This window comes from Bradyrhizobium jicamae (assembly GCF_018130695.1).
In the GTDB taxonomy this organism is placed as follows: domain Bacteria; phylum Pseudomonadota; class Alphaproteobacteria; order Rhizobiales; family Xanthobacteraceae; genus Bradyrhizobium; species Bradyrhizobium jicamae_B.
The window spans coordinates 79,059-90,767 of the sequence record NZ_JAFCJX010000036.1 but is presented as its reverse complement, the minus strand read 5'-3'; the positions used below and the strand labels follow the sequence as shown (position 1 = coordinate 90,767).

Genomic DNA, 11,709 nt, shown 5'->3' with positions numbered 1-11,709 from the left:
CGGGGCGGCAGGCCCACACGACTTCACCGTCCGCCTTGCGCACACACGCCTGTCGCACGCTCGGCGGCCACCGCATCTGCACCCACGTTCGTGGCGTTCGCGAGCGCCCCTCGTGTCGGATGAGACGCGCGGATTAGACCACTGATTTGGGTGGATGTCAAGTTTGATTCGTCTAATCGTAAGCAAAATTCGGAAAAATAACTGATGCCCGGAACGGCGAATTCTGCGATTCGTGAGGACTGCACTGGCGGAAGGGTCCCTCTCCCGCTTGCGGGGGAGGCATAGGTGGCCTTCGGCCACCGTTCTACAAGAACGCCGATGCGAAGCATCGGCTACGGTGGGGGTGTCTCCGCATCGGGATTCCCTGCGCGGAGAGAGCCCCCACCCGCCGCGCTCTTCGAGCGCGTCGGCCTCCCCCGCAAGCGGGAGAGGCGAAGCGAGCCAGCCGATAAGCCCGTGCGCCTCAACGCGCACAACTTTCTCTCGCCGAATATTTCGCTGCAAACCCCGCACGCCGTGCTACACGTCGGCAGCAACCAGGAGTGCCCTGCATGTCGTCTTCTGCCGACCTTGCGAGACTGAACATCGACGACTTCACCGCGCACGAGGGGCGCGTGTTCGAGATGCAGGCTGTGGATCGGGCCTTGCCGTTGAAGCTCATCAAGGTCGAGCCGGCCGGCCATAGTGGGCGGCTGGGTGGGGCGTTCTCGCTGGTGTTTGCGGCGCCGAGGGATTGTTCACTGCCCCAGGCGATCTACCCGGTCGCGCATCCTTCGCTCGGGACGATGGAGATATTCCTGGTGCCGATCGGTCCGATGGCCGATGGCAACGGCTATCAGGCGATTTTCACCTGATCGGCGACGGCCGGCGCGCGCCAGCGCATCAGGTCGTAGACGCCCTTGTCCTCTTCGGTCACAAAGCCGAGCCGGCGATACAACCGCATTGCTGGATTGAACTTCTCGACATGGATGGACACGGCCTTGCCGGCGTCGGCAGCCTCGTCCAGGACGTCATGCATCAGCGCGGCGCCAAGACCCTTTCCGCGATGCTCGGGCAGGAAGGCAATGTCGATCACACAATGCTCGCTGGGCCAGCGATCGAGATAGAGACGGCCGATGTCCTGCCCGGCGCACATCGTCACGAGCCAGTCGGCCGTCGGATAATATTGCTGGTAGTGAGCGTGTTGCGCTCGGAACTGCATGTCGAGGAACGCGGCCTTCTGTTCGTCGCTCCAGGGCACCGCGGCCAGTTCATCGGCGCGGGTCGATGCATAGAGATGCGAGAGGAAAGGCAAATCGGCGTCCGTGATGCGCCGAAAGGCCAGCCCCGCGTCCGCGGCGCGCCGCCATCGAAGCGACGCGGAAGCCACGTCGATGGTCTCCCGATCGCCGCTCATGACGCACTCAGCCGCGCGCCGGGAAGATGCCCTGCAATGCGATGCAGAAATTCACGGTGAGATAGGGCATCAGATTGTTGTGGGGCTGACTGCCACCCGTGATCTGGATCGAGCTGGTCGGAGAAAATTGCGAGATGTTGGTCAGTGTCGCGGTGTAGGCCTGGCCCGGATTTGCCCTGGCCAGCGACCGCGCCGGGCTCGGCGTGGCCAGATTGGATTGACCGATGTTGCCGTCGATCGGATGATTGTGGCTCGCCATCTCGCTCTGCAGTACGGTCACGGTATCGCTCCCGCTGGTCTGTCCGAGATCGTAGAAGGTGCCTGTGGTGCTTTGGCCCTGCTGCATGGGCGCGCATCCCTGCAGGCCCGGCAATGCGAAGGTGCTTTTGCCGTCGCCGCCATAGGTGGTGCCCAGCAGCGAGAACAGCGCAGTGTTCTGCGAGATCGGCATCAACTGATTGTTGCAGAAAGCCCATCCCCGGGGAGCGAAGTTGAACGGGAAGATGCGAATCTCGGCCACGAATGGATCAGACATGGTCCCGTCCTAGGTTTGACTCGGAAAAACGCCGAACAGCGAAATGATGAAGTTGATGGCAAGGTAGGGCTGCATGTTGTCGTGCGGCTGGCTGCCGCCGGTCGGCGTGCAGGCCTGAGCTGCCATCGGCGAGGCTGCGGCGACCTCCCGGTAGATCTGCGTCGCGCCCACGACGCCGACGACGTTGCCGGCCACGGTGCTGCTGGTCGCGTTGTTCAGCGAGGCCGAGAGCGCATGCGAGTGAACCGGCAGTTGCTGGGTCGTCAGCGTCACGCTCTCGACGCCGGCGCTCTGTCCCATGACGAAACTGCTGCCCTGGTGCATGGGCAGGCGGCCCTGCAGATTGGGCAAGTTGAATGTGCTTTGACCATCTCCACCATAGGTTGTTCCAATCAACTGGAACAGAACTTCATTCCCGGAAATGGGTAGCGTCTGCCCCTGGCAGAGCATCCATCCGACCGGCGCAAAATTGCCGCCGAACATGCGAATTTCGCCGACGAAGGGCTGACTCATAGGTACGTCCTTCTAGTTCTGCGAGGGGAAGACGCCCTGCAACGCGATGCAAAAGTTGATCGTGAGGTAGGGCTGCATGTTTTCGTGGGGCTGCGAACCACCGGCATTGCCGACCGTGCCCGGCACCAGCGTCGTCAAATTGGCGGCTGCGGTGTAGAGGTTGGCGGATGTCGCCATCAGATTGCCGGTGACGGCGGGACTGTCGGCGTTGTTCGTCGTGCCCTGAAAGATGTGCTGATGCTGCGGCATCTCCCCAACCGTCAGCGTGTGGCTCTGCTCGCCACCGACCTCGCCAAGCGTGTGGCCGGAGCCCATGTGCATCGGCACTCGGCCCTGCAGGTTGGGCAGCAGGAACGTGGTCGTACCGTTGCCGCCATAGGTCGTTCCGAGCAGGGAGAACAGCGCCTGGTTCTGATTGATCGGCAAAGTCTGGCCGTTGCAGAAGGCCCATCCCTTCGGCGGGAAGTTGAACGACATCATCTTGATTTCTGAGAGAAACGGTTCGGACATCGATCCTCCGTCGGATGAATCTGGTGATTTCAGAAAGAATAAGACAATGCGCGTCGCGCCGGGAAGGTTTGCACGATAGCGTGTTTTGAGATAAGTGCAACCTCAACGATTGTGCGATCTCTTGAATTGTTTTGCTGCGCGCGGCATGTGTCCCGTTATCGCGCGATGCAGCTGCAAGTTGTGTCTTCGCGTGCCTCGATCGAGCCCGGTCGTGTCACAAATTGCACATCCGCGCATGCTCGCGACTGAGCTGAAGCGCGGCGGGATTGAGTTGAAGCGAGGTCGAAGTCAGGAATCGTCGGGGCGCGAATGCTCATTTCGACGAGCGCAGATTCCTCGGTCAAAGCCATAATTGACAGCGTCAGAATGAAAGGCGTCCGCCGAAGGAGCGTTCGACGGACGCCTGTCGTCCTGCGCGAGGCCAGCTCAGATCAACAGCCCGCCATGGATCGGCGCGACTTGGAAAGTATCCGGAAGCGTCGCGCCGTGCGACGGATCCGGAAGCGTGTAATGCGTGTCGGGCAAGGTGAGGGCGCCGGCGAGCGCTGTCGGCGACAGGGTGACCGGGCTGCCGGCGGCGGACACGGTGAAACCGCCGCTCATACCACCACCAATGTCATGGCTATCGCTGACGGGCGTCCCGCTCGCACTGTGCCACGGTGCGCCGTTCGGATCGACGAAATGTCCCGTGAACCACGCCACGGGGAAGGATTGCGCGTTTTGCAGGGCGGCGAGGATGGCGCTCAATACCGGAGGCGCCGGGGGCGTCGTCGCCGCTGGAACGGGCGGCTCGGAGAACACGAAATTGTGGCCGCCATTGTCGCTGACGAAGCTGCTGCTGGTTTGCGACGCCGCAGATGCGTTGGCCTGCGCGACATCCGCAGCGCTGGCCAGCCGGCGCTCGCCGTCGGCAAGGCCGATAAACATCAGATCGTGGACGTCGGACGACGCCGTCGAGTCGGGCAGGCCGATCACGTGCCCGAGCTCGTGCGCCACGGTGGTCAGCAAATCCATATGCCCGGCCGCGGCCGACGAGGGATCGGTCAGCAGATCGGTTCCTGACGAATTGACGGCGTGGGTGAACGCCGCGTTGCTCGTGTCGGTGAACCAGCCATGGCCCGCAGCATCGGTGTCGATCGTGATGTGGTTGGCGCCTTCCTGGCCGAGGATCTGGCCGGACAGGTCGGCGACGCTGAAGGTGACGGCATGCATTGCGGCGATCTGAGCGGCACTGGCGCCTGCGGCCGCCCATTGCGCGATGGCTGCTGTCACGGCCAAGTCGAGCTCGCTTTGCGTCAGGTTCATCTCGCCCGTGGTCGGTGTCGTCGCCTGCACGCCGCCCGCCTGGGTCAGCAGCGGTGCGACCGGCGCCGGAAGCGTCGGCAGGGTGTTGACGAGCGTCGTCGTGCCGTTTCCGCCCGAGGTATCCACGGTGATGCCGCCCGTATTGCTGGTGTTGTCGTCGGTGATCACGCCCGCAACGGTGCCCGAGCCCGAACCGTTCCTCGAAAGATTCAAATGGGTGCTGGCGTTGAAGTTGCTCAGTTCCACATCGGTGGCGTAGAGCGAGCTGTGGTTCAGCGTGTTCTTGCTGCCGGCGCCGCCGGTGCCCGAGCCGATCACGACGTTCGTCGTGCTGGTGTCGGTCGCCGTCGCCCCGTTGTCGACGAGCAGCGCGGCGAACGGAACCGTGGAGGTCGGAGACGACACCGAGTTGCCGTAGATCGAGGCGTTCAGGGTCGAGCTGCCGTCGTTGTTCTGCAGATGAATGCCGTTATTGCCGACGCCGGTGATGGTGTTGTTCTGGATCAGCGTCGTCAGGCTGCCGGCGCCGGCGTCGCGGACGAAGATGCCGTCGGAGTTCGAGTTCACCTTCGCCGGCCCGATCGCGTTGCTTGCGATGGTGCCGGACATGGTGCCGTTGTCCTGGCCCTTGGCGACGAAGATGCCGACGGTGTCGAACGCGTTGGCGCCGCCATCCGTCAGGGTGTTGTGCGAGATGTCGAAGGTGGTGGTCGCGGCGGAGACGAGGCCGCCGGATCCGCTTCTGACATCGACTGCCGTTCCGCCGCCGGGGATGATGGTCTGGCCGTTGTGGAACGTGTTGCCGCGAACCACAACATCCATCGACGAATTGTTGTTGGCAACGAAGGCGATGAAGTCCGCGCGTGTTCCGGCGAACGTGCTGTTCGTCACGGTGTAGTTGGCGGTCGCGGAATTGAAGACCTGTCCGCGGACGTTGTCGTTGCCGGTGCTGCCGATCAGACCGAACGTATTGTTGTCCATCGTCAGGCGGTTCAACGTACCGCTTGTATTGTAGAGGTCGACGTTCTCGTCGAAGCCGCCGGAGATGCTGGAGCCGGTGATCGAGGCGGCGCCCAGCAGATTGTCGAACCGGATGCTGCTCTCCTCGCGGTCTCCGGCATTGTTGCTGCCGTTGGTGCCGCTGATCGTGCTGTTGGCGAGCGTGAAGCCGGTGACGTTGTTGCCGTAGATCGCAAAGTTGCTGAAATCATGCAGCGACATGTTGCTCAGCGACACGTTTGAGGTGCTGTGCAGGTAGATGCCGGTGCCACCGGTACCCGATGTCGTCTGTCCGCCGGCGTCGGTGCCGGTGAGGATATCGGCACCCGTCTTGTTGTTGATTGTGCCGCCGGAGCCGGCAGTCCCGTCGCCGGTGACCGTGAGCCCGCCTGCCGATCCCGTCGTGTCGAGAACGATGCCGGCGCTGCCCGATGAGCCGGTGGCCGAGATGCTCTTGAAAGTAAGGCCGCTGGCGCCGATGTTGGTATTGGTGACGTTGAGCGCGGTGCCCGTGGTGGTGGCGAGTGTGTTGGTCGCGCCGGTGACGCTCACCGTGCCGCCGCCGGTCGCAGTGAAGGCGTTCGCGGCTCCCGTCGACAGGGTGACGCCGCCGTCGAAGCTCATCGTGGCGCCGGTATTGTTGGTCAGCGAGATGGCGCCGCCATTGATCGAACCGTTGAAGTCCTTGGTGCCGCCGGTCTGGCTGGAGATCGCGACCGTGCTGCCGGTCGTGTCGTTGATGTTGCCGCCATAGGTGAAGTTGACGTTGTTGGCGCCGGTGATCGAGACGTCGGCGGCGGTGGCGGCGCCGTTGTTCAGCGTGCCGCCCGATCCGGTGAACGATCCCGTGGTGTTGTTGAGCGAGATCGCGCTGGTCGTGGTGCCGCTCGCGCTGATGCTGCTGAAGTTCATGGCGAGCGTGCCGCCATTGGCGATGTTCACCGCGCCGCCATTGGCGTTGTTGATCGAGCTGTGCGCGACGGTGGCGGTTCCGACGGACGCGCCGGAATCCTGCAGCGAGAAGCCGCTGGTGTTGCCGAAGCTGACGCCGTCGATGGTGTTGCCGCTGGCCAGCGTCACCGTGCCGTTGATCGTGACGCTGCCGGCGGTTGCCGCCTCGAGCGTGGTGCCGTTGACCGTCAGGCCCTGGTTCTGGGCGATCAGCTGCTGGCCGTTTTCCAGCACGATGCCGCTGTTATAGGTGCCGTTGTAGAGGAAGATCGTGTCGTTGGGGCCGTCGAGCGCATCCGCCGAGCCGCCCGTCGACAGCGGCGCCAGCGAGGCGAACGGTTTTTCGGAGGAGCCGTCGCCGGTGGTGTCGCTGCCGGTCGCCGCGTTGACGTACCAGACCTTCGGCGTCGCGACGTTGATCGTCACCGTTCCCGTGCCGAGCCCGACGCCGGAGGCGCCGGCGTTCTGGTCCGAGACCTGGTAATTGAAGGAATCCGATCCGGTGAAGCCGACCGCCGGCTTGTAGATGAAGTCGCCGTCGGACTGCATGGTGACGGTGCCGCCCTGCGCGGTCGCAATGGTGCCGGCGACCACGATCAGCGGTCCGGGGCCGTCGATATCGCTGGCGCCGCTGAGCAGGCTGCCGGAGATGGTCTTCTGCGGGCCGGCCGGATCCGGCGCGCCGTCGGTCGGGTCGTTGACCACGAGGTCGGTGTTGCCGATCGCGCTGTTGGCGCCGTTGAAGGTGAAGTTGCTGGCGGTCGGGGCATCGTTGATGCCGGTCACCGTGACATGAAGCGACGCCGTCGAGGTGTCGCCGGCCTGGTCGCCGTGCAGTGTGTAGGCGACGTCGAACGTGGCGCTCTCGCCGTCCTGCAGATGCTGGAAGTCGGAGCCGAGATTGACCACGATCTGGTTCGAGCCGTTGACGCTGACCGCGACGTCCGTGAGGTCGATGTTCTCGCCCGAGGGCGCAGACAGATTGCTGACCGCGCCTGCCGTCACGTTGTTCGGCGCGCTGTGGTCGGCGTCGAGCGTGTCGTTGGTGAGCACGGTGAAGGCATGACCGGACTGGTCTTCGGTCATGGTTCCGGAATCATCGACGGCGACCGGCACGTCGTTGACGCCGTTGACGGTGACGACGAGATTCGCCGACGAGGTTTCGCCGGCATCGCCGGTCAGCGTGTAGGGCACCGTGACGGTGGCGTGCTCGCCCAGCGCCAGCTGCTGGAAATGGGCGTTGTCCAGCGTCACCTGCACCTGGTTGCTGACGATCGAAGCGGTCGCGTCGGTGTTGACGAAGGTCGTGCCGACCGGACCGGTGACGGTGATGCCGCCCGGCCCGAGCGTGATGGCATTCGACGCGGTGGAATCCGGGTCCTGGCTATCGTTGGCGATGACGTTGAACGAGGTCGGCGCATCGTCCTCGGTCATCGTGCCGGTGTCGGCGACGGCCACCGGCAGATCGTCCGCACCATGGATGGTGAAGGTGATCGTCGCGGTGTCCTGCAGGCCGCCGGTGTCCTGGATCGTGTAGTTGAACTGGTCGTTGATCGTGTCGGCCGACGTATGCAGCGCCTGGACCTGCGCGTCATTCTGGTTGACCGCGTAGGTGTAGGAGCCGTCGCTGTTGAGATGCAGGGTACCGTGACTTCCGATCAGATCCTGGCCGACGGTGCCGGTGCCGGTCGAGGCGCCCTCCGCGCCGGTGTGGACCGCGACGACGGTCAGCGCGCTGCTTGCGTCCTGCGCGTCGGTATCCTGGACGGCGCCGGCCGAACCGGTGCCGAGGATGACGTTGCCGGACGGATTGCTGCCGGCAATCGCGTTGTTGGCGCCGCCGGCCTCGGTGGCCGACAGCGAATCGTCGTTGGCCACGGGCGGCGTGTTCGGGACGATGCCGATGGTGAAGGTCTGCTGGCTGGTCAGCGTGCCGTCGCTGGCCTGAACCGTGACGTCGAAGCTCGGGCTGCCCGCGTTGTAGGGGATCTTGGTGGAGTCGGCGACCTTGACCTGGCCGGTCGTGGGATCGACGGTGAAGCCGCCGCCGGAGGTGTCGCCGACCAGCGAATAGGTCACCGCCGGTCCGTTGACGTCGGTCGACGACGCCGTCACGCCGGTATAGGTGCCGACCGGCGCGTTCATCGAGACCTGGTTGGTGGCGCCGTCGCTGTCGACCGGGGTCGACGGCGCGACGTCGGTGACGGCGATGACAAAGGCGTGCGAACTCGCCAGCGTGCCGTCGCTGGCCTGCGCGGTCACGGTGTAGCTGCCGCCGGAGGTTTCGAAATCGATCTTGGTGGAATCGGCGATGGTGACGACACCGGTCGCGGCATTGATGGTGAAGCCGCCGCCGGAGGTGTCGCCGATCAGTGAGTACGTCACGGCCGGGCCGTTGACGTCGGTCGACGACGCGGTGACGCCGACGGTCGAGCCGTTGGCCGCGCCCTCGGCGATCGTGTTGGTGTTGGCATCGGCGTCGACTGGGGTCGACGGGGACACATCGGCCACCGCGATGGTGAAGGTCTGCGAGCTGGTCAGGGTGCCGTCGCTGGACTGCGCGGTCACGGTGTAGCTGTGGCCTGCACCCGAGGATTCGAAATCGATCTTGGTGGGATCGGCGACCGTGATGACGCCGGTGGTCGCGTTGATGGTGAAGCCGCCGCCGGAAGTGTCGCCGGTGAGCGACCAGGTCACGGGCGGGCCGTTGACATCGGTCGACGCCGCGGTGACGCCGACGGTCGAGCCGGCGGCTGCGCCTTCGGCGACCGAATTGGCCGCCGCGTCGGAATCGACCGGGGTCGAGGGTGCGACGTCGGTCACGCCGATGGTGAAGGTCTGCGAGCTCGCCAGCGTGCCGTCGCTGGCCTGCGCGGTGACGGTGTAGCTGTGGCCGGCGCCCGACGATTCGAAATCGAGCTTGGTGGTATCGGCGACGGTGATGACGCCGGTCGCGGCATTGATGGTGAAGGCGCCGCCGGAGGTGTCGCCGATCAGGCTGTAGGTCACGGCGGGACCATTGACGTCGGTCGAGGACGCGGTGATGCCGACGGTCGAACCGTTGGCGGTGCCTTCGGCCACCGTATTGGCGGCGGCGTCGCTGTCGACCGGGGTCGACGGGGCGACGTCCGACACGGCGATGGTGAAGGTCTGCGAGCTCGCCAGCACGCCGTCGCTCGCCTGCGCGGTGACGGTGTAGCTGTGACCTGCGCCCGATGTCTCGAAATCGATCTTGGTGGAATCGGCGACGGTGATGACGCCGGTCGCCGCATTGATGGTGAAGCCGCCGCCGGAGGTGTCGCCGATCAGGCTGTAGGTCACGGCCGGGCCGTTGACGTCGGTCGAGGACGCGGTGATGCCGACGGTCGAGCCGTTGGCCGCGCCCTCCACGACGGAATTCGCCGCCGCATCGGAATCGACCGGGGTCGAAGGTGCCGCGTCGGTGACGGCGATCGTAAAGGTCTGCGAGCTCGTCAGCGTGCCGTCGCTGGCCTGCGCGGTGATCGTGTAGCTGTGACCCGCGCCCGACGACTCGTAGTCGATCTTGGTCGGGTCCGCGACGGTGACGACACCGGTGGCCGCATTGATGGTGAAGCCGCCGCCGGAGGTGTCGCCGGTCAGGCTGTAGGTCACGGCCGGGCCGTTGACGTCGGTCGAGGATGCGGTGATGCCGACGGTCGAGCCGGCCGATGCGCCCTCGGCCACCGAATTCGCCGAAGCGTTGCTGTCGACTGGGATCGACGGGGCGACGTCGTTGACGGCGATGGTGAAGGTCTGCGAGCTCGCCAGCGTGCCGTCGCTGGCCTGGGCAGTGACGGTGTAGGCGTGGCCGGCGGCCGTCTCATAATCGAGCTTGGTGGAATCGGCGACGGTGATGACACCCGTTGCGGCATTGATCGTGAATCCGCCGCCGGAGGTGTCGCCGATCAGGCTGTAGGTGACGGCGGGGCCGTTGACGTCGGTCGAAGACGCGGTGATGCCGACGGTCGAGCCGTTGGCGGCGCCTTCGGTCACCGAATTGGCGGCTGCGTTGCTGTCGACGGGTGACGACGGCGCCGCATCGTCGACGGCGATCGTGAAGCTGCTCGACGTCGTCGTGGCGCCATTGGTCGCCTGCACGGTGACGCTGTAGTTGTGGCCGGCGGCTGTCTCGAAATCGACCTTGGTCGAATCGGCGACCGTGACGACGCCGGTCGCGGCATTGATTGTGAAGCCGCCGCCGGAGGTGTCGCCGATCAGCGAATAGGTGGTGGCCGGGCCGTTCGGATCGATCGCGGACGCGGTGATGCCGACGATGGTGCCGGCTGCAGCGCCTTCCGCCACGTGATTGGCCGCGGCATTGCTGTCGGTCGGTGCGCCGATCGTGACGTCGTCGACGCCAATCGAAAAGGTCTGCGCGCTCGTCAGCGTGCCGTCGCTGGCTGTGACGGTAACCGAATAGGCATGTCCGGCTGCGCTCTCGTAGTCGATCTTGCTGCCGTCGGCGACGCTGACCACACCGGTATGCGGATCGACCTTGAAGCCGCCGCCCGAGGTATCGCCGGTGATCGCAAACGTGACGGCGCCGCCATTGACGTCTGATGAGGTCGCGGTGATGCCGACGAGGGTGTTGACGGCCGCGCCTTCTGCAACGTGGTTGGTGGCGGCATTGCTGTCGGTCGGCGTCGACGGCGCGACGTCGGCAACCGAAATCGTGAAGGTCTGCTGCGAGGTGAGGATGCCGTCGCTCGCCTTCACCGTGATGGTATAGGCGTGACCGGCCGCGCTCTCGAAATCGAGCTTGGCGGGATTGTTGACGGTGACGACGCCGGTATTGGGATCAATCTTGAAGCCGCCGGCGGAGGTGTCGCCGATCAGCGAATAGGTGACGGGAAGCCCGGCCGTGCTGGTCGCATGCGCGGTGACGTTGACGACGGTGTTGGCAGCGGCGCCTTCGAGCACGCTGTTGGCGGTGGCATTGCTGTCGACCGGCGTCGACAGCGAATCTTGCACCGGCGGCCAGGGCGTGTTGGGCGGGCAGCCGAGGTAGAGGAACTTCAGACCATAGAGCGCGGCGAAGGCCTCGGCCGCCGGGTCCAGAACGATGTTGCCTGCGGAATCGAGGTGAAGCTCGGGCCTCGTGATACCACCGATTGTATAGGCAGGTATGGTCGTCATGAGAGCTCCTGCGACCGGGCGTTGCGCCGGTCATTTCACTACGCTGTATGGGCGAGGATGTGTGTGAACTCGTTCACACGCTGGGATTGATTACCGATCGGGCGGGACGGGATTCGGCGGGACAAGAATCGAGCGCGTCGACGCGCGGGGCGGATGAAAAGTGCTGATTCGGAAAGCGGGTGCTCGGAATCGAACTCGCCCGTCATCGCGCAATGCCCCACACAGACTCCGCGCCGCGACCGAGAGAGTGATCAAAACAAGGTTCAATAAAAAAGCGGCGGCCAAAAAATTAATGCTTTGGCAACGATGAGGTTATTGGGACTGCAACCGGGAGTCAATGTGG

Annotated in this window: 6 protein-coding genes; 1 reads left to right on the top strand and 5 read right to left on the bottom strand. The window is 64.8% G+C overall.

Annotated elements, in window-relative coordinates; genetic code table 11:
• Positions 1–551 precede the first annotated feature (551 nt).
• Positions 552–854 (top strand): DUF6916 family protein, encoded by a 303-nt coding sequence (locus JQ604_RS35885; RefSeq protein WP_212365453.1) that lies wholly within the window; start codon positions 552–554, stop codon positions 852–854.
• Here the strand turns inward: JQ604_RS35885 and JQ604_RS35880 are convergent.
• From JQ604_RS35880 to JQ604_RS35860, 5 genes are all read right to left on the bottom strand, one after another.
• Entirely contained in the window at positions 836–1,396 is a 561-nt protein-coding gene (locus JQ604_RS35880) for a GNAT family N-acetyltransferase (protein ID WP_212365452.1), read from the bottom strand. The genes JQ604_RS35885 and JQ604_RS35880 overlap by 19 nt on opposite strands.
• Before the next feature lie 7 nt (positions 1,397–1,403).
• Positions 1,404–1,931, bottom strand: coding sequence for a phage tail protein (locus tag JQ604_RS35875; RefSeq protein WP_212365451.1), 528 nt, complete (start codon positions 1,929–1,931; stop codon positions 1,404–1,406).
• A 9-nt stretch (positions 1,932–1,940) separates the two neighbouring features.
• Complete coding sequence (locus JQ604_RS35870; RefSeq protein ID WP_212365450.1) at positions 1,941–2,444, bottom strand: phage tail protein; 504 nt, start codon at positions 2,442–2,444, stop codon at positions 1,941–1,943.
• A gap of 12 nt (positions 2,445–2,456) precedes the next feature.
• The gene (locus JQ604_RS35865; protein ID WP_212365449.1) at positions 2,457–2,954 is read right to left on the bottom strand and encodes a phage tail protein; all 498 of its coding nucleotides are present in this window, start codon (positions 2,952–2,954) and stop codon (positions 2,457–2,459) included.
• A 426-nt stretch (positions 2,955–3,380) separates the two neighbouring features.
• Positions 3,381–11,366: a cadherin domain-containing protein gene (locus JQ604_RS35860; RefSeq protein ID WP_212365448.1), complete on the bottom strand. Its 7,986-nt coding sequence runs from the start codon at positions 11,364–11,366 to the stop codon at positions 3,381–3,383.
• Positions 11,367–11,709: the final 343 nt, after the last annotated feature.

Excerpts from the sequence above, each read along its gene's own strand:
- JQ604_RS35885 (WP_212365453.1), top strand. The coding sequence starts at position 552 with ATGTCGTCTTCTGCCGACCTTGCGAGACTGAACATCGACGACTTCACC.
- JQ604_RS35880 (WP_212365452.1), bottom strand. The coding sequence starts at position 1,396 with ATGAGCGGCGATCGGGAGACCATCGACGTGGCTTCCGCGTCGCTTCGA.
- JQ604_RS35875 (WP_212365451.1), bottom strand. The coding sequence starts at position 1,931 with ATGTCTGATCCATTCGTGGCCGAGATTCGCATCTTCCCGTTCAACTTC.
- JQ604_RS35870 (WP_212365450.1), bottom strand. The coding sequence starts at position 2,444 with ATGAGTCAGCCCTTCGTCGGCGAAATTCGCATGTTCGGCGGCAATTTT.
- JQ604_RS35865 (WP_212365449.1), bottom strand. The coding sequence starts at position 2,954 with ATGTCCGAACCGTTTCTCTCAGAAATCAAGATGATGTCGTTCAACTTC.
- JQ604_RS35860 (WP_212365448.1), bottom strand. The coding sequence starts at position 11,366 with ATGACGACCATACCTGCCTATACAATCGGTGGTATCACGAGGCCCGAG.